The organism is Arcicella aurantiaca (assembly GCF_003148625.1).
Taxonomy (GTDB): Bacteria; Bacteroidota; Bacteroidia; order Cytophagales; family Spirosomataceae; genus Arcicella; species Arcicella aurantiaca.
On the sequence record NZ_QGGO01000015.1, the window covers coordinates 12,821 to 33,315 of the forward strand.

A 20,495-nucleotide genomic window follows, 5' to 3' on the forward strand; every position below is an offset into this window, starting at 1 on the left:
ACTCATAACTCATAACTCATAACTCATAACTCATAACTCATAACTATTTACTGATTTTCTCCGCTTCGTTTTTCCCTTCTAAATTATTATCAATTACTTCTTTAAGTAACTTTTCAACTTCCTTTCTATTCGCAGGTTGTTGTTTCATGAGCGTGATGGCTTCATAGAATTTCCCGGGATTTGAGAATAAATTTGTCTGCTTTGATAATGCTCTAAAATATATAATTGCTTTATCGTACTCCGCCAAACGCAAAGCCGTAATTCCTGCATATTTTGTGGCTTCACTATCATTATTTTTTCGGTGTAAAATAGCCTCAAAAACACGTTGGGCTTCTTTGAGTTTTTGTTCATTAAATAATCGCAAACCTATTTGTAAACTATCTGCATTGGCATCCATTTTTACAGGTAGATTTTCAAAATGTTCTTGGATGTACGTATTGGCAAATTCTTCTGTATTCAATTTTGGCGTTTGATTTATCCACCAAAAACCTACTACTAATAATATCGAAGCGGCGATGCCTATTGCCCAACTGAGTGGCTTTATTTTACGTACAGGACGATTAACTAATTCTTTTCTTAATACTTCAAATTCTGCTTTCCGTTTTTCATTTGCCAAAGTTTTCGCTGCCATATTAGCATTGAGATAAAAAGCGGTATTTTCTGCTAATTCTGAATCCGTAGCAAGTTGATTTTCAAAGTCCTTTCGTTCAGAAAGGCTTAGTTCATTCTTAAAATATTTTTCAATTTGCTCTAACATCGTTTTTATTTTATGTGCTTGGTGTTGGAAAACATCATTACTTCGAAACGTAATTTCTTTTATTTTCTATACAATTCTCTCAACTTATCCATACATCTCAACCGACTCACTTTTGCCACGTTAGCAGTTTGATAACCTAATTCTTTCGCAATTTCATTATCTGAAAAACCGTCGCCCCATGCCGTTATCATTTGTTGACATTTTTCGCCTAAGTTCTTAATTCGTTCATATAAAACATTTATCTCATTGTCTGAAATAAGTTTTTGTAACATATTTCTTGACTCATCAGGCATTGCCAAAAGCCAATCTTGGATAGGTTGGGCATCATGCACGCTCATTTTGTTAGTCGTAGTTTTACGAATAAAGTCAACACATTTATTAGAAAAGATTTGATAGAGATAGGTTTTAATCGCAGATTTTCCTTCAAAACGTTTGTTTTTAACGTTTTCAATGAAAGCTAAAATTGTATCGGTATAAAGACTTGCCGCTTCGTCTTCCGAGAGTTGATGCTTAAAAGTAGCATCTTTGATGAAGTAAAAATATTGCTCGTAGAGTTTATTCTCGGTGGTTCTTTGCAGAATTCCATCACCGATTATTCCTTTTAAAATAGCTTCGTCAGACAAGGCACCACGACCAAAAAAAATCATTATTGCAAGAGTTTAGTTAAGGATTTTTACGATTTTAGCGGTATTGGCGTAAATATAGGGGATTTTGTTGTTTTGGTTTTAATTTATTGAGATTTATAGTAAATGCTTATAGTCTGATGCTCCCGCATCAAAATTTCAAAATATGCGGAAGCGTCAGATTATATAAGAATTGCAATGCAGCAGCTTCGATTTACAAGCTTTCCAATAAGTCAAATTCTTTTTTAAATAAGGCTGGTTTTTGATGTGTCTCTTTGTCTATATCTAAAATTATACCTTCTTCTTTTGTATATCTTTTCCACTCAGGCAGATTTTTACCATTGGGATTTCCTATTTTGATGAAATTAATCCAATAGGACGACATTAAGTTTTGAATTACTAAGTCGTGGTCTTGCCAAGGGCGTTTCCATAAATGCAAGGTATGCAAAGCGTAAGGTACTTCAGACGTATGAAAAGCTCCATAATTTGGAAAATCGGGTTTATCCGTCGGCACGTGTGAAACCTGATAAATATAAGATTGGCTTTTATTATAACCCGCCCAAAGATGTGATGAAAGTGCCGCAAATGAAAGCAAGGACAATCTACTTTGCGTTTGTTTTGCCTCTTCGTCAGTATTAGCAGGGAAGAGTTTAAGATATGCTTCCGACTTCGCTCCGTATTTATCAACTGCTTGTTGTCTGAATTTTTCTGCCGATAATCCTTGACTCGGAATTAATCCTGCGTCTCCCGTTACCCAGCCTGTCAATAATGGCACGTCGTTGTGTTTCCCATCTTTAAAATGCTGCACAATATCTGTTGGAAGTACATAACCATCAAGAACAACAGCCATTCTCAAACCGCTTGCTTGTGAGATTTTCAAAATTTCTTCCGAAGATTTCTGACGTAACTCTGCCAAACTATTCACATTTGCTTTTTGCTGAAACGTCTCTCCCATTTTCTCCGCATCTGCCAAATTAGTTGGAATTCTATTGGATAACATTCCTCCACTTTGAGCAATTGCTCTATTGAATAAACCTTTTGCCAAAGGCGAAGCAACCAAACAATTCACACTCATTGAACCTGCTGATTGCCCTGCAATGGTTACTTTATTGGGGTCACCGCCAAAAGCAGCAATGTTGTCTTTTACCCATTTCAACCCTGCAATTTGGTCCATTAAACCATAATTTCCAGAAGCATTATTTTGTTCTTTGCTCAATTCTGGATGAGCCATAAAACCAAATGCCCCAACACGGTAATTAATACTAACGAAAACAATTCCTTTTTTCGCAAATTCTTCTCCATCATAAATAGCACAAGCTGACGAACCCGAAGAAAAACCTCCGCCATAAATCCATACAAAAACGGGACGTTTTTCTTGGGTAGATTTCGCTCCTGTCCAAACATTTAAGTATAGACAATCTTCGCTTAATGGTTTTGGCGGAGCAATAAATTCTTCTGACCAACAATAAAATGGCGTTGGCGTAGCTTGGGAAGGACTTGCTGAAAATTCGGTACATTTACGTATTCCGAGCCAATTTTCAGGAGCTTGTGGTGCTTTCCAACGCAAATTGCCTACGGGCGGAGCTGCAAATGGAATTCCTTTAAAAATACTGATTGTACCAATTTTGGAACCAGCAATGAGTCCATTTTTGGTTTTTATCGTTTTCAATTGAGCATTTGAAAAAATAGCCCCAAACATCAAAACAAGAGCGATTGAGAGTGTTTTTATGAATTTCATATTTTGTGAGATTGGTAGGTAACACAGACTTTAGTCTGTATAATGACACTATAAATTTACAGACTAAATACACTGTTTAATAAGTTACTTCAACTTCCCGAAACAATATCCATTGCGGGTAAATAACTTTCGGGAAGTTCCCCAATCAAAGATTTTAGGAGAAAAATTATTTAGAAAACTTATTAAACAGTGTACTAAAGTCTGTGTTACGTAAAATTTCAACAAACTTCCAATGCGTTTTTCAAGTCATTTATCAAGAAATCTGCATCTTCTAAACCAATATAAAGGCGAATCATTCGATGCTCAGGATTATTTTTATCATAATCTTCTGGTTTCATTCCTGCGGCTTTTGGCATAATCAATGACTCGTGTCCGCCCCAACTTACTGCCAACAAAAAGTTTTTGAGGCTTAAAGCAAATAATTCAATTTGTTGATATTCTATTTCATGCGGAATAATTGTTAATAAGCCACAAGCACCAGTCATTTGTTTTTTTGCCAATTCAATTTGAGGAAAATCTTTATCAAATGGGAATATCACTCGCTGAATTTTAGGGTGATTTTTCAAGAATTCAACTACTTTCGATGTTGTTTCTGTGATTCTCTGCAATCTAATTTCTAAGGTTCGCAATCCTCTAATCAATAACCAAGCATTGAAAGGCGAAAGACTCGTGCCAGAATTGAGTATTTCCGAATCAAAAATCTTCTTTATCCGTTCCCTTGACCCCGTAATTACGCCTGCAACCGTATCAGAATGTCCTCCAATATACTTGGTGGCAGAGTGCAAGCATAAATCAATGCCAAAATCATGTGGTTTTTGAAAAATTGGCGTGCAATATGAGTTATCAATGATAGTTGTGATATGCTTTGATTTTGCAAAATCTGCAACAGATTGCAAATCTTGCAACTGAAAATCAAAAGAATTGGGCGATTCTAAGTAAATAAGTGTCGTATTTTCTTGATATGCTTCAATAAAATTATTTACGTCTCGTCCATCCACGTAGGTATGCGTAACGTTAAAACGTGGCAAAACAACCTCAAACATTCGTGCAGCCCATGAGTAAGGCTTCTCTACCGAAATGATATGGTCGCCCGATTTTACATTTGCCAAAATACTGCAAAAAATGGCCGAACTTCCCGAATTAGTAACCACGCAATCTTCCGAACCTTGCAAAGCAGCTAATTTCTTCCGCAAAATATCAACCGTCGGATTTTTGGATTTTGTATAGATATATTCTCCCGAAAACTCATCTTCAAAAGTTTCACGGAGCGTCTTAAAATCTTTAAAAGCAAAATTGGAAGTTTGAACAATAGGCGGAGCAACTGCATTAAAATACTGCTCACGGTCTTCTGCCAATTGGTTGATGATGAATGAAATATTGTCCACAGGTTTGTTAAAAGTTGTGATTTAGTGAATGGTGAATTAGTGAATAGGAAAACAATCTACTGAATCACCATTCACTAAATCACCATTCACAACTTCGTTAAAGTGAATTTCTTTGGATAAATAAGAACGGATTTCGAATATGTTCTTTTTTGCCATTCAAAACCAATTCGGCGGCTGTTCTTCCCAACTGACAATGGTCGGTTGTTACCACCGTAATACCACCCGACAAAACTTCTTTAATTGGGGTTTCATTATAAGATAAAATACCTACATCTTTTCCAATTTTAAGGTTTTGGGCATTACAACGTTTTAAAATATCCGCTAAAAAATGTTCTGAAAGAATTAAATAAAGTTCGTTTTTGCGAATGATATTATCCTCAATTTCTGTATAAATATTGTATTGCAGGTTATTCTCTTGGGCAAAATGACTGACGCCCTCCATGATTGAAATGGAATAGAAATAACTTTCTTGAATGACAAAATTTAAGGCTGAATATTTTGTCATTAAGGGCTTCGCATTGGAAAGGGCTTCGTAAATATCGGCTTCAAAATCTTGATAAACACAAGCATATTCGCCACGGATAAATTCGTTACGTTTATCTAAAATCAACAACTTTTCTTTCGGAATACTATTGATTGTTTTCAAAATATCTTCATTGATATGGGTCGCATGAAGCATGATAACAAAGTAGTCATAGGTGTTTAATTTCTCTCGAATGACCTCCGCAAAATGTGACGCATTCTGATGATTGATTTGAGGTATGTACAAATCTACGTCAGCTCGTCCATCAATTTGCGACAAAAAACAGTCGTAAATTTCGCTACGAAAATCACTGAGTTTATTGAAAATAAGTAACACCTTCAACTCAGTATTTTTAGTTTTATTATGAAGATTAGCTAATGGATTACTCACTGGTTTTATAATTTTCAAATTTTAAATACAAGTAAAAATTTATTCAAACAAAAAATATCCTGCTTTGCCACGACACCCATAATCAGGGCATAACAGGACAGAATGGGGCATATTGAGCTGAAATTGCAAGATTTGTGCTAAAAAATGCAACAAATAGCCTAACGTTTCTATGCCAGTCTGGTGTAATTTTACAGAACCAAAAAAGTGTGTTATTTTGATATTTTATTTAACTAAACCTATGCAACACAACAAATGGTACATCTTAAAACAAATTCAAAATAATCTATCTATTAAAAGTAGCGTATATGAATTTGTCATAACCTTTGTGATTTGCATATTGATTTTATTGCTTATAAAATTTTCACTTTAGATTCTGTTATTCACTAATATACGACCCGAAATAATGATTAAAACTTTCCGAGATTTCGCTCAAGCCAAGCAAGATTCTAAAACTCCTAAGTATCAACAATTGGTCAACACTTTGTTGGTCGATATCGAAAAAGGTAATTTACAAACAGGAGAACGTTTACCTTCTATTAATGAAGCAAGTGAAGAATGTTACTTATCTCGTGACACTGTTGAGAGAGCCTATTCAGAACTTCACCGTTTGGGAGTAATCACTTCAATTTTTAGAAAAGGATATTTTATTTCTGGAAAATCTGCTAAAACAAAAACAAAGATTTTCTTCTTGGTTGGCAAAATCACAGAGAACAATAAAGATATTTTCAATGCCTTCGTCAACGCAGCAGGAAAAGACGTAACGGTTGATATTTTTACTTACAATTATAAAAGCGAAAATTTCAGAGATACCATCAATAACCATTTAGGCAATTATCACTACTATGTAATTATGCCGCATTTGATTGACGAAACCGATGAGAATATTAAGTGTTTGAAAAAGATTTCGAGCGAAAGACTTATTTTCCTTGAGCAATCAATGAAAGCATTTGAAAATTCAACGGCTCATGTTTTGAGTAATTCAGAATACGAAATTTCTTCGGTAATGCAACAACACATTAAGCATTTCAAGAAATACAAAACCTTAAATTTGGTATTGACAGAAGAAGAGTATTTTGATGCAGAATTGATAACGGGTTTCAGAAATTTCTGTGAAAGCAATAATTTCAATTTCCAAGTTCTTGATGGCTTCCAAGAAGAAGAAGTTGAAGCTGGAAATGTCTATTTAACCATTGACGATATTGATTTGGTAGCGGCTATTAAATCAGCTCAAAATCAAGATTTAGAATTGGGTAAAGACGTTGGTTTAATTTCCTTGAACGATTCATGTTATAAAGAAATTTTGGCAGGAGGAATCAGTATCATTTCTTCAAAACCCGCTGAAATTGGCAAAATGGCTGCCGATATGATTAAAGGTGAAAAACGCCAACAAGTACAAGTACCAATGGAGATGATTTTGAGAAAATCTCTTTAAAAGAAGTTAGTATTTAGATAGTTTAACTAACGACCGTCTAAAACTAACCTCTAAAACCTACTTAACGATAAACGAGAGTTTCTGATATTCAGAAATTCTCGTTTTTTATTTCTCCTAAACAATTCCTTTCTATTCGTAAATAAAGAAAAAAGACTTTCTGTATCTTTGATGTGTTAGCAAAATGTGCTTGAAACACCCCTGCTTTCTAATACTCAAAAATATGACTACGATAAAATTACAAGAGAATAAAAAAATTTACTTTGCTTCAGATTTCCACTTGGGATACCCCGACCATGAAACCAGCTTAATCCGTGAAAGGAAATTAGTTAAATGGCTCAATTCTATTCAAAACGATGCCCAAACTGTCTTTTTAGTAGGCGATATTTTTGATTTTTGGTTTGAATATAAAAATGTTGTTCCCAAAGGATTTGTGCGTTTATTAGGAAAATTAGCAGAAATGTCTGATTCGGGCATAGAAATCGTCATTTTTTCTGGCAATCATGATATTTGGATGTTTGACTATTTCACGAAAGAAATGAATATTAAAGTATTCCGTGATTTTCAAGATTATGTGGTTGAAGCAAAAGGAAAATCTACCAGTTTTTACGTTGTTCATGGCGACGGACTTGGACCGGGTGATTATGGTTATAAATTTTTGAAAAAGGTTTTTGAAAGTAAATTGTCAATCTGGGCTTTTGGTTGGATTCACCCACAAGTCGGCATTACGTTGGCAACTTGGTGGTCGGGCAGTAGAAAAGACGAAGAACGTATCAAAAGAGAATTACAATTTAGAGGTGATGGCGAATGGCTTTGGTCGTATGCAAAAGAACAAGAAGCTCTGAAACACCGTGATTTCTATGTTTTCGGGCATCGTCATTTATTATTAGACTTACCTGTAAGTGAAAATAGCCGTTACATTAATCTCGGACAATGGGCGTATGATGACGAAAATAGTAATCATTATGCCGTTTTTGATGGGGAAAATTTAGTTGTTGAAAAATTTGAGTAAAAGTAACCCAGACTTTAGTCTGGAAACCTTCTGAAATAAAACGATTTAACAACAGAAGCAAAATGAATAGCCAGACTGAAGTCTGGGTTACAAAATCTATGAAAAAAACGCTTTTACTGCTCTTATTCCCTTTTTGGATATTAGCCCAAACGCCCAAAGAAACACCTCATTGGCGACCAACTTATCACTTTACTGCTCCCCAAAATTGGATAAATGACCCCAATGGAATGGTTTATTATCAAGGCGAATACCACCTTTTTTATCAGCATAACCCATTTGAAAATAAGTGGGGACACATGAGTTGGGGACACGCCGTAAGTAAAGATTTGGTAAAATGGGAGCATCTTCCTGTGGCTATTCCAGAAGATTCTGTTTGGATTTTTTCGGGAAGTGCCGTCGTTGATAAAAATAATACAAGTGGTTTTCAAACGGGTTCTGAACCGTGTATGGTGGCTCTTTATACTGCCGATTATCACGACGGTAAAAAGGAGGCTCAATATCTTGCTTATTCAAACGACCGAGGGCGTACTTGGACAAAATATGCAGGAAATCCTGTTATTGATTTACACATGACAGATTTCCGTGACCCACACGTAATTTGGCATGAACCAAGCCAACAATGGGTGATGAGTGTGGTATTTCCGAAGGAGTTTAAGGTAATATTTTTTACTTCTAAAAACCTGAAAAACTGGACTCGTGTAGGCGAATTTGGGAATCAAGGGGAATTACGCAAAATTTGGGAATGTCCCGCTTTGGTAGAAATGCCCGTAGAAGGTTCGCCCAATAAAACAAAATGGGTGTTAATGGTGTCGTCAAATGGGACTTATGATAAATTTGAAGGTATGCAGTATTTCGTTGGAGATTTTGACGGAACAAATTTCAAAAATGATAATTCGCCCGAAACGAAGCTGTATGTAGATTATGGCAAAGATTTTTACGCAGCCATTCCATACACCGATGCCCCTAATAATCAGAAAGTGTTTTTAGGTTGGATGTCGAGCTGGCACTACATAGAAGCCATTAAAACTTCTCCATGGAAAGGACAAATGTCTGCCCCAAGAAATATTTTTTTACGCCAAACGTCGGAAGGTTTGCGACTGTTCCAAGACCCCGTTGCAACTTTAAAACCGAAAAAAGATTATTTAGTTTTTGAGAAAAAGAATTTCGAGTTTTCCAAAGAAAAACAATTAGATGGCATGACTCTTTTTTCTCAAAATGCCTACATGATTGAGATAGAATTTGAAAAGAAATCAGCCTCGAATTTCGGATTAAGAATTGCTCAGTTGAAAGATAAAATAGATAACAAAAAGATTTTACATCAAACAATTGTCGGATATGACACTCAACATAGTGAATTATACATTGACCGTACAAATTCTGGAGTAATTCCAAATAATGATTTTGCTTCCGTAGAAAAAACCAACGTTAATCTGAAAAATAATATCCTAAAATTAAAAATATTAGTAGATAAAACGTCTGTGGAGGTTTTTGCGAATGACGGTGAAAAAGTGATTTCAGATTTGATTTTCCCTGTTGAAGGCTCAAATATGTTTTCATTATTTACGTCGGAGAAGAAAGTAAAAGTGCTGTCTTTAAAAATTTCAGATTTATCGAAATAAAATACAATAAGTTGGCTTGAAAATTGTTTTATAGCTGTTCAGATATTTACACGAAATAAATTGATACACTATGAGAACATTATCATTAATTGCCATCGCTCTTTTTGCCTCAGGCGTACTGTTGTCTTTCAAGAAAAAATCATCTTCTGATGAAAATTTAGGCGTATAATTTTAAGTAGCACAGACTTTAGTCTGTAAGTGTTCTTCATATTACAGACTAAAGTCTGTGTTACTTAAATATCAACACATTCCATCATTAACAAATCTCCTTTTTCGTAAGTAATTCTCACAATGCCATCTTCTAAGGCTTCATTGCTACTTCCTGTTCTATAACCAATCGTTAGACTCTCATTATCAAGTGGATACTTCAAATTTTTGGTTGTTATACCAGAAACTTCACCGACAGGTATAAGTGAAATAATTGTTCCCGCAGGATACCATTTTTCAAAAGTTCGAGGTAAAAGAAAAATCTTTGAATAATCATCAATCAAAACGATTTTCAATTGTTCCCGAAACCGTACAATATTGGTAATATTCGTAATGGTATGGTCTGCCCTCCTACCCGTTGCCCAAATGATATTTGCCGCAGGAAAACCTCTATCGACTAAATAATCACAAGCCTTTTCGAGGTCGGTTTTTATTTGGTCGGGCGTATGTATAATTTCTATTGGATATTGTTCTTCTCTAATTTTTTCGGCATCAAAATTTCGGTCAAAATCTCCTAAAAGTACATCTACTTTAATATTCAATTCTAAAACACGATGAATGGCGGAATCTAAAACAATGACCAACGGCGACCATTCTAACAATTCGCCCATGAGTTCAAAACTACAAGCTTCGCCATTGGCAATAATCAAAGCAGGTTCTTGTGCATCCCTGATGATGTGGTGTGATGACATGATTTTTAGTTATGAATTATGAGGTATGAATTATGAGGTATTAGTCGTATTTCACAATTTTACGACCTCATACCTCATAATTCATACCTCATAACTACTGTATATTAAGTTCTCCTTCCCATTTAGCAACTACGGCGGTTGCTACGGCGTTTCCTGCTACTGATGTGGCAGAACGTCCCATATCTAAAAGCCAGTCAACGGCAAATAATAAAATTAAACCTTCTGCTGGTAAATTAAACATCGACATTGTTCCTGCAATAACTACCAACGACGCACGTGGCACGCCCGCAATACCTTTGCTGGTAATCAAAAGTGTGAGCATCATGGTTACTTGCTGACCGATAGATAAATCAATACCGTAAGCCTGAGCAATGAACCCAATGGCAAAAGTCATGTACATCATTGAGCCGTCGAGGTTGAAAGAATATCCCAACGGTAAAACAAAACTTACAATTCTTTCTGGAACACCAAATTTCTTTAACTGCTCAATCTGTAAAGGCATTGAAGCCTCCGAACTTGCCGTACTAAATGACAAAAACAAAGCGTCTTTTACATAAGCCAATAATTTCCAATAAGGTACTTTAACGAAAACGCAAATGGCAGGTAAGACGGCAAGAATGAAAAATGCCAACGTAGCAAAGAAACAAATGATTAGATAAAGATAACCACCCAAAATGCCTAAGCCTTTTTGTGCAATAACTGCCGCAACCGCCCCAAAAACACCGTAAGGAGCAAAACCCATTACATAGCTAACAATTTTGAACATGATTTCGGCAACTGCATCAAGTCCTTTGATGATGATTTTTCCGTGGTCACCGATGGCAGCAGTTGCAATTCCGAAGAAAACCGAAAATACAACAATTTGAAGAATTTCATTGGTTGCTAAGGCTTCAAAAAAGCTTTGTGGAAAAAGGTGCGTAATGAAGTTTTCCAAAGTCATTTTCTTTACTTCTACACCAGTTTCTGCTCCTACTTTGGGCAAATCAATTTGCATCATTTTACCTGGACGAAGAATATTTACAGCAAGTAAACCTGTCAATAATGATAAAATGGTAGCAAAATAAAAGTATCCTAAGGTTTTTGCTCCAATTCTTCCCACCAATTTAAAGTCTCCCAATTTAGCAATTCCAACGGTTAGGATAGAGAAAATAAGTGGTCCGATAATCATTTTAATCATTCTAAGAAAAATTTTACTCAGAAGATTCAGATAAGTATTGGCAGCATCAAGGGATTCTTGATTTCCCTCATAAGTTTGATTTAAAATATAGCCGACAATGATACCCAATGCCATGCCAATAAAGATTTTCCAAGTAATATTTAATTTCATTTAGTATTAGTTTGAGTTGAGATTTAAGTAATTAGTAATAACGAATTAACACAAAAAAAGCCTTTTTTGCAAATTGAGTACGTTTTCTAATCCTAATTTCACTCAATGGCTGATACAAAATAATATTTAAGTCATTGATTTCTCGCTTTTCACAAATCGCTATTTGCTTAACCTTATACAAAATTAGTTACTTAAATACTTTTTGATAAATAGGTTTTCGATACCAAAATTGAAGATACATGAGAGGATAAAACAGGTAGTCTGAGATAATTGTGGGCGTTCTAAAAGAGATTTCATCAATAATAATTGTTCCTGTGCCATCTTTCACCATTCTATGTTTGTGTTGCCAATAACTCAGGAAGAAAGGCAATTTAGTCCCTTTATCAATAAAATAAATCTCAGCATCGCTACTTTGTTGGTCACTAATTTCTGAAACCCAATCTTGTTTAAAAAGGATAAAATTTAACTGTAAATGGACTTTATCACCTTTCAAGCATCCTCCAAATTCTTTCACCTCAACAGGTGGAAATGGTGGTGCTAATGTTGAAAATAATGCTAAATTAAAGCCTTCCCAAACTTGGAGAAGGCTCTGATTTACTTTGGTTGATATTTTTATATTCACTTTTTTAGTTTTTATTTTTGCCACGAAGACACGAAGGCTCAAAGTTGATTTTATTTTTTGCCACGAAGACACGAAGGCTCAAAGTTGATTTTATTTTTTGCCACGAAGACACGAAGGCTCAAAATTTTAATTAATAACTTTGTGCCTTCGTGTCTTAGTGGCAAATATCAACCTTTGTGCCTTCATAGCAGAAATCAATACTCTTCCAATTTCATTGCCTCCACAGTTGTTATTTTTGACGTACTATTATTGTCAGGGAAATAAAGGGATATTTTTCCAAATGTTTCAATTGTTTCTAAATGCCCTGAAGTCAAAGGAGCAGAAGTAATTGTATGCACGTGCATTTTGCTATTATGCGGTGTAAATATTCCTTGATGATTTTCTGAATAAAAACCTACCAGCATTACAATTTCTGCCGAATGCCATAATTCATGAGCAAATTGTTTGTGGGTATCAGCGGTGTGAATCATTCCTGACTGCCAATTAATTACATGAAAACTCATGTTTTTTACCCACGTTTTCGCCATGAATGGAAAAGGTTTTGTTACGTCCACACCATTTTCCGAAGCAAGTCTTTTTATTAATACTTCTAATTCTTCCGAATTGTTTAAATCTTGTTCAATTGTTATAATTTTCCAATTCTTCACATACGCATACACAAGCATAGATGCTTCATGATTTAGCGTTGTGTCTGTTCTTACAAAAGTATCCTTAATGGATGAAATCAAAGCTTTTCCATTTACAATAGAGATTTCTCCATGCAAACTATCAACTACGCCAATGGCAAATAAATTTTCTTTGGGAAGGGTATCTAAACGAATTTTGGAGGATAAATCAGCATCGTGCATGATTTTCCGTAATTCTCCAACAGATTTTACTTCGGGATTTTGAGCGGCAATTGGCAATATTCCAAATACTACCAATACATAGGAAAGTAAACGTTTCATAAAATTATCAGTTAGTATGTGAAAATGTGACAAAATGGGGAAAGTGAGTGTTTTGCAACACTACTGACTATTTGCCACTATCATAACGATTAGGTGCGAAACTTATTTCGCTCAATGCGACAGACTTTTGAATATTACACAATACAAACAACTGGTTTTTAAGCGTTTACAGCAAGAAGAGAATAAAACTAACCAAACAATATTTTAATAACTACAATGAGAATCAATTGAGCAGTTTTAATCATCACGCCCAAAATAATTTCCATGGTGCTACGGACTAAATTAGCAACCCATTGAATCAATGATTTGGTTAATTGATTGGTTGGCTTTTCTGTTTCCTTTTTAAGAACAGGATTATTTTGCTCAAAAACCACTCGTTGAGAGGTAATTTTTATAGAATCATTTTTCATTAAACGATTCTCACGACCGTGCATGATGGTTGAAGATTCAAGAAAGCCAAAGCCTGTTGAGGTCGTTAATACCACAAAAGAAAAGATGATGTAGAGAAATTTTTGTTTCATTTTTTAAAAAGGTTTAATAATGATACGAAGATAACAAACTAATAAATAGATTGTTACAAAATATTCTCATTTTTTAAGCTAACCTTGTGCCATTCGGTACAGGGCGTTCAATGGCAGTCAAAACAACCTCTCCATCTGGCAAAACAAAGCCTGTCACCAAAATTTCAGAAAGGAAATTAGCTATTTGTCTGGGAGGAAAATTAGTAACACACACAACTTGTCTGCCCATTAATTCTTCTTGCGTATAAAGTTTTGTAATCTGTGCTGACGACTGTTTTATTCCTATTTCCTCTCCTAAATCTACCACCAATTGATACGCAGGCTTTTTAGCCTTTGGGAAATCTCTTACTTCTAAAATTGTTCCTGCTCTAAGTTCAATTTTTTCAAAATCTTGCCATGAAATTGTCTCCATCTTATCGAAAATTACCAAATGTTAATAAATGAAAATATTTTAAAATTTGATTGAAGATTAGGTAATTCTACGCTAAAACCAATCAAAAAAACTTCCGTGCTTTGTGAAAACAAAAAAATACCTCAAACATTCAATGTTTATTGTCATTCCAATATTAGCTATCGCTCTTTTAGGGCTTGGAGCATACCTTTTACTCAACGTTTTAGGTATTGATATTAGATTTTCATCCACTAAAAAATAGTTTTTAGTTTAAGATAATAATCGTTGAAACTGAATTATAATCCTTTCTTTCAACGTATTAAGACTGTAAATTAGTAGTTCGTTCACTTTATATTTCTCGCTTACCTCTCTCTATTTTAAATCAAGACTGCGATGCTCTTTTAAGGTTAGAAAACGAGCATCGCATATAGTCTTTTATTTCAAAATTCCTTTCAAATCGTCATAAGGTATTTCCAATTCTGTTATTCCTGCGGCATACGACTTAATTTCGTAAACGTTGTATAAAAACTTTACGCCCTTATCAGTAAGCGTAAAATTATCATTCAGTAAAAATTTCCCATTTTCAAAGAAATACCCATTTTCTTCAATCAATTTGTCGGCAGGTTTTAGGTTTTCTTGTTTCCTAAATTTTGCTTCGGCAATAGTTAACAGTTTTTGGTCAAAGCCTTTTTCAAAAATATCTTCTAAAGTAACTCTTTTGAATGTTTTACGGTCATAAACATAGTAATATTCCATACTAATTGGGTGATTTCCACCCATAAACCAATTGGTATTGGTATGCAACATCAAGTATTTATCCGTTTGGCGTTGTACTTTGTTATAACCTTCCATATACCAAGGATTAGCCAAGAATCCGCCCTCATTTTTTTCATTGGCTTTATTTACAAAATCTTTGCCTTCTTGCAATTTTACGTCATAATCTGCAATGAAATTTTCAGCTAATTCTATAAAATTTTTAGGGCTATTTTTTGTCGTATCATTTTCGTCATGAAAAATATTGAACAATTCTTTCTGAATTGTAGCATTAAATTCTGGCGATGCAAATTCTGGATATTCAAACTTTACAGTAGCACATAAAGAATCTTCTTTTACGCAAGTTTTACTATGTTTTTCAAATTTCTTGACATTATAAATTAATGTATCAGCAGTGCCTTCTGCATCTTTTTCAGGGGAATTTCCACAACTCCAAAGCAAAGCTAAAAAGGGTATAAAAAGTAATTTGTAATTCATTTTATGGGTTTGTTTAAATAATATGCAAGCAAAAAAGAAAAATATAACTCACTATCAGTCAATGCTTTTTTAGATAATTGAATAATGCCCAACAATTAAATCCTAACACCAAATCATTTATTTTTGATAAAATTCGATAGGTAAATCGTCAGGGTCGCTGGTAAAGAAAAATGGTTTGTCTGTTAATTCATCAATTCTAATGGCTTCGCAATTAAGTCCTTTTTCAACTAATTCTTCACGAGTTTTTTCAATATCATTTACTTCAAAAGCCAAATGACGCAAGCCACAAGCTTCTGGTCGAGAAACTCTTTTTGGAGGGTTTGGGAATGAAAAAAGTTCTATCTGATACAGTCCATTGACCGATAAATCCAATTTATACGATTGTCTTTCAGCACGATAAAATTCACTTTCAACTTTAAAGCCTAAAATCTCGGTATAAAATTCTTTAGATTTTTGATAATCAGAACAAATAATGGCAATGTGATGAATATGATTGATTTGAAGCATGGAAATATTTTAGGGGTTTGGATTTAGGCATTAGGGATTTCACGTGCTGATTTCAAAATATTTACAAAAAAATCAGAACAATCACTCCTGAATACAAAGGTAAAAAAAGAGTTGAACAAATATAATCGAACAAGCTATTTGCGAAAATTGAACAAACTATAAAACAGATTTATAAGCTATACTAAGCGAAAAGCGATTTGCGAAAAAGCGAGGAAGTAAGTTTATAAACCCAATCTAATAAGTATATCAAAACAAAATCACAATTTTAGGCTCGCCAATAATCAATAAATCATTCAAAAACCCTAACGTTTTAGTAACTTTGCAACCTAATTAAAACAACAAGCGAAAAACAATGAAACGCCCTTTTCAAAATAGCTATATCTATCATTGATTTGGCGTTCCATCTGATGCCGTTTAAAATAACTAAAAATTAATAATCAGATGAAACAAATCATTTTTACCGAAAAAGCACCTGCCGCCATTGGCCCATATTCACAAGCGGTACTTTCAAACGGAACTTTATACGTTTCGGGACAAATTGCCTTTGCTTTAGCAGAAGCTGGTGCGAGCATCGAAGAGGAAACTCGTCAGGTAATGGAAAATTTAAAAGCAATTTTAGAAGCAGCCAATATGACTTTCGAGAACGTGGTAAAATGCTCAATTTTCGTAAAAAACATGAATAATTTTGTGGCAATCAACGGAATTTATGGTGAATATTTTTCATCAAATCCTCCTGCTCGTGAAACCGTAGAAGTGGCACGTTTGCCAAAAGATGTCAATGTTGAAATTTCATGTATCGCCGTTAGTTAAGTTGTGAATTAGTGATTTAGGTAATTATACTAAGCGAAAAGCGATTTGCGAAAAAGCAAGTTACTGTTAAACAAAGACTTACAGTATTTCTATTTTGCAAACCTCAATCGGTTGAGTAAATAAATCAAAATTTTCCTAAAGCACTCGCTCACCAAATCACAAATAAAAAAATGTCCAACAATCAAGTTAGAGTACGTTTTGCACCAAGTCCAACAGGGGCTTTACACATTGGTGGTGTCAGAACAGCATTATACAATTATTTATTAGCCAAGCAATTAGGAGGAAAAATGTTGCTCCGTATTGAAGATACCGACCAAACTCGGTTTGTAGAAGGAGCAGAAAAATATATTATTGAAGCCCTTTCATGGGTGGGAATTACGATTGATGAAGGTGTTGGCGTAGGTGGTCCTCACGAGCCATATCGTCAGTCTGAGCGTAAAGCTATGTACATGGATTATGCCATGCAATTAATCAATACGGGTAAGGCGTATTATGCTTTTGATACTTCGGAAGAATTGGACACCATGCGTCAAACACTTGAAAGTCAAGGTTCTGCATTTCAGTATAATGCCGTAACAAGAGTAAAATTAAACAATTCATTAACGCTTTCAGAAGAAGAAACGAAGGCAAAAATTGAAGCGGGAGAACCTTATGTCATTCGTTTGAAAGTGCCTGCAAAAGAAGAAATTCGTTTTAAAGATATTATTCGTGACTGGGTTCATGTTCATTCATCAACGATAGATGATAAGGTTTTGATGAAGTCAGACGGAATGCCAACTTATCACCTCGCCAACGTTGTGGACGACCACTTGATGGAAATTTCACACGTAATTCGTGGAGAAGAATGGTTGCCATCAGCACCACTTCATATTCTTTTATATCGTGCTTTTGGTTGGGAATCTACCATGCCACAATTTGCCCATTTGCCACTTTTATTGAAGCCAGAAGGTAACGGAAAATTATCAAAACGTGATGCAGATTTAGGCGGTTTTCCTGTGTTTCCATTGGAATGGACAAACCCAGACGGTTCAAAAGCATTAGGTTTTAGAGAAGAAGGATATTTAAAAGAAGCCCTTGTAAACTTCTTGGCTTTCTTGGGTTGGAATCCTGGAACGGAGCAAGAAATGTTCTCGATGGACGAATTAATCGCTGCTTTTTCATTGGAAAGAATCAATAAAGCAGGAGCGAAATTTGACATCAATAAAGCAAAATGGTATAATCAGCAATATTTAAAGTTGCAGTCAGACGAAGAACTTGCTAAAACATATCTTCCTGATTTTGAATCAGATAAAGCTGTAAAAATCGTACATTTATTCAAAGAAAGAGTAACTTTCCCTCAAGAGATTACGAAAGAAGCCAATAATTTATTTACTGCTCCAGCAACATTTGATGCAACCATTGTAGCGTCAAAATGGAATATTGATGCCAAAACAGGAATTACTGCTTTTGCAGAAGCACTACCAAGCATTGAAAATTTTGTTGCTGATGAAATTAAACATACTTTACACGATGTTTTCGAGAAATTAGGAATCAAAATGGGAAAAGTAATGCAAATGTTACGGGTAGCCGTTACAGGTGCAGGTGCAGGTCCAGACTTGATGCTTTCGATGGAAATTATGGGTAAAGATGAAGTAACGGCACGACTTACAAAAGCGTTGAATGAATTGCCTAATTTGTAAAATGTAGCACAGGTTTCTGACCTGTATCATTACATTAAAACAAATTGGATTAATGATTTTTGAACTCAAAAACAGGTTAAAAACCTGTGCTACTAACAATGGCTAAGAAAAAAGAAGTAAAAAAAGAAGACCTTCCGAAAGTTCATAAAGAATTGGAAGGGTTTGATATTTCAATAAACTCATTTGGTGAAATTAATCGCACGATTGACATTGAAAAAATCAATGAGTTTTTGAATAAAAATATGGATGACAAGAAATTGAGAAATAGAGAATAAGGGGAATTAGGTTCTGGGTTTTAGGTTTTAGCAGTTTAAGTTGTGACCTAAAACCTAATTCCTAAATCCTACTACCTAAAGACATGATAGACAAAGAATCACTACAAAAAATAGCTCATCTCGCAAGATTGGAGATGCCAGAAACTGCTGAGAAAGAAATGATGGACTCGTTGAATTCTGTTCTTACTTGGATGGAAGAATTGAACGAAATCAATACAGATGACGTGAAGCCTCTAACTCACATGAGTTTAGAAATCAATGCTTTGCGTGAAGATAAAGTCATTCCAAATATTAGCCGTGAACAAGGACTAAAAAATGCCCCGAAACAAGATGGAGAATACTTTAGAGTTCCAAAAGTGATGGAGTAAAGTAGCACAGACTTCAGTCTGTTTATAAGTGTACAAACAGACTGAAGTCTGTGTTACTTTACATATAATATTCCAAAGCCTTTTTCATTTCGACTTTTGACACTGAAATGTCGTAAGTACATTTTCCTGCATCTTCTAACAAAGAGAAGCGAACTTCTTTTCCTTTGTTTTTCTTGTCTTGGGCTGTCAATGCAATAATTGGCTCAATATCAGCTTCTTTTATTGTTGCTTTTCCGTAAACTGAGAAGATAAATTCTTCGATATTTTCCAATAATTTCTGGTCAATCATACCACGAACGAATGAAATATAGGCTTCGCAAATCATTCCTGCTGCGATGGCTTCTCCGTGAAGTAAATGTAATTTTGGTTTTCCTAAGAAATAGGTTTCAATTGCATGACCAAGCGTATGCCCAAAATTTAGTATTTTTCTAAGACCTTTTTCTGTTGGGTCGGCTTCTACCACTTTCTGTTTTATGGCAACCGAATGAGCAATTAAGTCTGCAAAATTCTGTTCTTCAAAATCTTTTCTACGAATTTCTTCCCATTTTTCAGCATCCATAATTAAGCAATGCTTGATGATTTCGGCAAAACCTGAACGCAATTCGCTAAATGATAATGTTTTAAGAAAGTCTGCATCAATTAAAACCGTTTTAGGAATTTGGAACACCCCGATATGATTCTTAAATCCATGAAAATCAACCCCTAACTTCCCTCCTACGCTGGCATCTACCTGCGAAAGTAGCGTTGTTGGGATTTGGATAAAATCAATACCACGTTTATACGTTGATGCACAAAAACCACCCATATCACCAATAACTCCACCACCCAAATCAATCACTAAACTATGGCGGTCTAATTCGTTATCAGTCATAGCTTGCCAAATAACTTCACAAGTACCTAAATGTTTTTCAGATTCGCCCGATTTAATTTTAACTAAATTGTGTTTTGGCAAGAATGGTTTAATCACAGGATAACAATGACGAAAGGTTTTTTCGTCGGCAATTACCTGAATTTTAGTGTATTTATTAGCATCTAAAAATGCTGGAAGGCTTTCGGAAATTGGAGAAATAGTAACAGACATGGTTAATTGAGTCGTAAGTCGTAAGTCAATTTTTTGGCTACGGGATTAATAATTTGACTCAAAATTACCCATTTTTATTCGAACCTTGTCTAATGAAACTACAAATTCTCAATCAAAACCTAAAATCAAAGTATATGTTTAACCTTATGATGAAAAGCAGATAGTAATTCGTGGTCAGGATTTAATTCTGTAATGAGAAAATCAACCTCCTCAGCCGAACAAACCTGTAAACGCAGTGAAGAATTTAATTTTTCAGAAATCATCGGTGTAACTACTTTTTTGGAAGCTTTTATCATTGCCTTTTTTACTTGAACAATCTCATAAATAGGGATTAGTAATAA

The 20,495-nt window shown here is 34.7% G+C and carries 22 protein-coding genes; 7 read left to right on the forward strand and 15 right to left on the reverse strand.

Features of this window, described 5'->3' with window-relative positions; all coding sequences use genetic code 11:
• Positions 1-43: 43 nt before the first annotated feature.
• The 5 genes from LV89_RS14400 to LV89_RS14420 form a co-directional block, all read right to left on the reverse strand.
• Positions 44-757 (reverse strand): anti-sigma factor, encoded by a 714-nt coding sequence (locus LV89_RS14400; RefSeq protein ID WP_109743613.1) that lies wholly within the window; start codon positions 755-757, stop codon positions 44-46.
• Positions 758-816: 59 nt separating this feature from the next.
• On the reverse strand, positions 817-1,404 hold the full coding sequence (locus tag LV89_RS14405) for an RNA polymerase sigma factor (protein ID WP_109743614.1): 588 nt from the start codon (positions 1,402-1,404) through the stop codon (positions 817-819).
• A 190-nt stretch (positions 1,405-1,594) separates the two neighbouring features.
• Positions 1,595-3,118 (reverse strand): carboxylesterase/lipase family protein, encoded by a 1,524-nt coding sequence (locus LV89_RS14410; protein WP_109743615.1) that lies wholly within the window; start codon positions 3,116-3,118, stop codon positions 1,595-1,597.
• A 218-nt stretch (positions 3,119-3,336) separates the two neighbouring features.
• On the reverse strand, positions 3,337-4,503 hold the full coding sequence (locus tag LV89_RS14415; RefSeq protein ID WP_109743616.1) for an aminotransferase class I/II-fold pyridoxal phosphate-dependent enzyme: 1,167 nt from the start codon (positions 4,501-4,503) through the stop codon (positions 3,337-3,339).
• 97 nt (positions 4,504-4,600) lie between these two features.
• Positions 4,601-5,434 carry a substrate-binding domain-containing protein gene (locus LV89_RS14420; RefSeq protein ID WP_109743617.1) on the reverse strand — a complete coding sequence of 278 codons (834 nt, stop codon included), beginning with the start codon at positions 5,432-5,434 and terminating at the stop codon, positions 4,601-4,603.
• 385 nt (positions 5,435-5,819) lie between these two features.
• Between LV89_RS14420 and LV89_RS14425 the strand changes: the two genes are divergently transcribed.
• The 3 genes from LV89_RS14425 (at position 5,820) to LV89_RS14435 (ending at position 9,476) form a co-directional block, all read left to right on the forward strand.
• The gene (locus LV89_RS14425) at positions 5,820-6,848 is read left to right on the forward strand and encodes a GntR family transcriptional regulator (RefSeq protein ID WP_109743618.1); all 1,029 of its coding nucleotides are present in this window, start codon (positions 5,820-5,822) and stop codon (positions 6,846-6,848) included.
• A gap of 220 nt (positions 6,849-7,068) precedes the next feature.
• Positions 7,069-7,857 carry a UDP-2,3-diacylglucosamine diphosphatase gene (locus LV89_RS14430; protein WP_109743619.1) on the forward strand — a complete coding sequence of 263 codons (789 nt, stop codon included), beginning with the start codon at positions 7,069-7,071 and terminating at the stop codon, positions 7,855-7,857.
• Between the two features lie 98 nt (positions 7,858-7,955).
• Positions 7,956-9,476: a glycoside hydrolase family 32 protein gene (locus LV89_RS14435; protein WP_109743727.1), complete on the forward strand. Its 1,521-nt coding sequence runs from the start codon at positions 7,956-7,958 to the stop codon at positions 9,474-9,476.
• Positions 9,477-9,709: 233 nt separating this feature from the next.
• Here the strand turns inward: LV89_RS14435 and LV89_RS14440 are convergent, their stop codons facing one another.
• The 8 genes from LV89_RS14440 to gloA2 all read right to left on the reverse strand — a co-directional run bounded on the left by LV89_RS14440 (position 9,710) and on the right by gloA2 (position 15,941).
• Entirely contained in the window at positions 9,710-10,375 is a 666-nt protein-coding gene (locus tag LV89_RS14440; RefSeq protein ID WP_109743620.1) for a thiamine diphosphokinase, read from the reverse strand.
• A gap of 94 nt (positions 10,376-10,469) precedes the next feature.
• Positions 10,470-11,702 carry a dicarboxylate/amino acid:cation symporter gene (locus LV89_RS14445; RefSeq protein WP_109743621.1) on the reverse strand — a complete coding sequence of 411 codons (1,233 nt, stop codon included), beginning with the start codon at positions 11,700-11,702 and terminating at the stop codon, positions 10,470-10,472.
• Positions 11,703-11,889: 187 nt separating this feature from the next.
• On the reverse strand, positions 11,890-12,324 hold the full coding sequence (locus LV89_RS14450) for an SRPBCC family protein (RefSeq protein ID WP_109743728.1): 435 nt from the start codon (positions 12,322-12,324) through the stop codon (positions 11,890-11,892).
• A gap of 194 nt (positions 12,325-12,518) precedes the next feature.
• The gene (locus LV89_RS14455) at positions 12,519-13,271 is read right to left on the reverse strand and encodes an acetolactate decarboxylase (RefSeq protein WP_109743622.1); all 753 of its coding nucleotides are present in this window, start codon (positions 13,269-13,271) and stop codon (positions 12,519-12,521) included.
• Positions 13,272-13,459: 188 nt separating this feature from the next.
• Positions 13,460-13,792 carry a hypothetical protein gene (locus LV89_RS14460; RefSeq protein WP_109743623.1) on the reverse strand — a complete coding sequence of 111 codons (333 nt, stop codon included), beginning with the start codon at positions 13,790-13,792 and terminating at the stop codon, positions 13,460-13,462.
• A gap of 73 nt (positions 13,793-13,865) precedes the next feature.
• Complete coding sequence (locus LV89_RS14465) at positions 13,866-14,204, reverse strand: tRNA-binding protein (protein WP_109743624.1); 339 nt, start codon at positions 14,202-14,204, stop codon at positions 13,866-13,868.
• Positions 14,205-14,618: 414 nt separating this feature from the next.
• On the reverse strand, positions 14,619-15,434 hold the full coding sequence (locus tag LV89_RS14470) for an RsiV family protein (protein WP_109743625.1): 816 nt from the start codon (positions 15,432-15,434) through the stop codon (positions 14,619-14,621).
• 117 nt (positions 15,435-15,551) lie between these two features.
• Positions 15,552-15,941 carry an SMU1112c/YaeR family gloxylase I-like metalloprotein gene (gloA2, locus tag LV89_RS14475; protein ID WP_109743626.1) on the reverse strand — a complete coding sequence of 130 codons (390 nt, stop codon included), beginning with the start codon at positions 15,939-15,941 and terminating at the stop codon, positions 15,552-15,554.
• Positions 15,942-16,382: 441 nt separating this feature from the next.
• On the opposite strand from gloA2, the gene LV89_RS14480 reads away from it, so the two are divergent.
• The 4 genes from LV89_RS14480 to gatC all read left to right on the forward strand — a co-directional run bounded on the left by LV89_RS14480 (position 16,383) and on the right by gatC (position 19,073).
• Complete coding sequence (locus LV89_RS14480; protein WP_109743627.1) at positions 16,383-16,751, forward strand: Rid family detoxifying hydrolase; 369 nt, start codon at positions 16,383-16,385, stop codon at positions 16,749-16,751.
• 170 nt (positions 16,752-16,921) lie between these two features.
• Positions 16,922-18,430: a glutamate--tRNA ligase gene (gene gltX / locus LV89_RS14485; protein WP_109743628.1), complete on the forward strand. Its 1,509-nt coding sequence runs from the start codon at positions 16,922-16,924 to the stop codon at positions 18,428-18,430.
• 98 nt (positions 18,431-18,528) lie between these two features.
• On the forward strand, positions 18,529-18,705 hold the full coding sequence (locus tag LV89_RS25510; RefSeq protein ID WP_170117760.1) for a hypothetical protein: 177 nt from the start codon (positions 18,529-18,531) through the stop codon (positions 18,703-18,705).
• A gap of 83 nt (positions 18,706-18,788) precedes the next feature.
• The gene (gene gatC, locus LV89_RS14490) at positions 18,789-19,073 is read left to right on the forward strand and encodes an Asp-tRNA(Asn)/Glu-tRNA(Gln) amidotransferase subunit GatC (protein ID WP_109743629.1); all 285 of its coding nucleotides are present in this window, start codon (positions 18,789-18,791) and stop codon (positions 19,071-19,073) included.
• Between the two features lie 58 nt (positions 19,074-19,131).
• On the opposite strand, the gene aroB is transcribed toward gatC, so the two are convergent.
• Both aroB and LV89_RS25195 read right to left on the reverse strand, forming a co-directional pair.
• Positions 19,132-20,154, reverse strand: a complete 1,023-nt coding sequence (gene aroB, locus LV89_RS14495; RefSeq protein WP_109743630.1) for a 3-dehydroquinate synthase — start codon at positions 20,152-20,154, stop codon at positions 19,132-19,134.
• Positions 20,155-20,279: 125 nt separating this feature from the next.
• Positions 20,280-20,450, reverse strand: a complete 171-nt coding sequence (locus LV89_RS25195) for a hypothetical protein (RefSeq protein ID WP_158279587.1) — start codon at positions 20,448-20,450, stop codon at positions 20,280-20,282.
• Positions 20,451-20,495: the final 45 nt, after the last annotated feature.

Coding starts and splice junctions, on each gene's coding strand:
- LV89_RS14400 (WP_109743613.1), bottom strand. CDS start 757: ATGTTAGAGCAAATTGAAAAATATTTTAAGAATGAACTAAGCCTTTCT.
- LV89_RS14405 (WP_109743614.1), bottom strand. CDS start 1,404: ATGATTTTTTTTGGTCGTGGTGCCTTGTCTGACGAAGCTATTTTAAAA.
- LV89_RS14410 (WP_109743615.1), bottom strand. CDS start 3,118: ATGAAATTCATAAAAACACTCTCAATCGCTCTTGTTTTGATGTTTGGG.
- LV89_RS14425 (WP_109743618.1), top strand. CDS start 5,820: ATGATTAAAACTTTCCGAGATTTCGCTCAAGCCAAGCAAGATTCTAAA.
- LV89_RS14430 (WP_109743619.1), top strand. CDS start 7,069: ATGACTACGATAAAATTACAAGAGAATAAAAAAATTTACTTTGCTTCA.
- LV89_RS14435 (WP_109743727.1), top strand. CDS start 7,956: ATGAAAAAAACGCTTTTACTGCTCTTATTCCCTTTTTGGATATTAGCC.
- LV89_RS14440 (WP_109743620.1), bottom strand. CDS start 10,375: ATGTCATCACACCACATCATCAGGGATGCACAAGAACCTGCTTTGATT.
- LV89_RS14445 (WP_109743621.1), bottom strand. CDS start 11,702: ATGAAATTAAATATTACTTGGAAAATCTTTATTGGCATGGCATTGGGT.
- LV89_RS14455 (WP_109743622.1), bottom strand. CDS start 13,271: ATGAAACGTTTACTTTCCTATGTATTGGTAGTATTTGGAATATTGCCA.
- LV89_RS14460 (WP_109743623.1), bottom strand. CDS start 13,792: ATGAAACAAAAATTTCTCTACATCATCTTTTCTTTTGTGGTATTAACG.
- LV89_RS14465 (WP_109743624.1), bottom strand. CDS start 14,204: ATGGAGACAATTTCATGGCAAGATTTTGAAAAAATTGAACTTAGAGCA.
- LV89_RS14470 (WP_109743625.1), bottom strand. CDS start 15,434: ATGAATTACAAATTACTTTTTATACCCTTTTTAGCTTTGCTTTGGAGT.
- gloA2 (WP_109743626.1), bottom strand. CDS start 15,941: ATGCTTCAAATCAATCATATTCATCACATTGCCATTATTTGTTCTGAT.
- LV89_RS14480 (WP_109743627.1), top strand. CDS start 16,383: ATGAAACAAATCATTTTTACCGAAAAAGCACCTGCCGCCATTGGCCCA.
- gltX (WP_109743628.1), top strand. CDS start 16,922: ATGTCCAACAATCAAGTTAGAGTACGTTTTGCACCAAGTCCAACAGGG.
- LV89_RS25510 (WP_170117760.1), top strand. CDS start 18,529: ATGGCTAAGAAAAAAGAAGTAAAAAAAGAAGACCTTCCGAAAGTTCAT.
- gatC (WP_109743629.1), top strand. CDS start 18,789: ATGATAGACAAAGAATCACTACAAAAAATAGCTCATCTCGCAAGATTG.
- aroB (WP_109743630.1), bottom strand. CDS start 20,154: ATGTCTGTTACTATTTCTCCAATTTCCGAAAGCCTTCCAGCATTTTTA.
- LV89_RS25195 (WP_158279587.1), bottom strand. CDS start 20,450: ATGATAAAAGCTTCCAAAAAAGTAGTTACACCGATGATTTCTGAAAAA.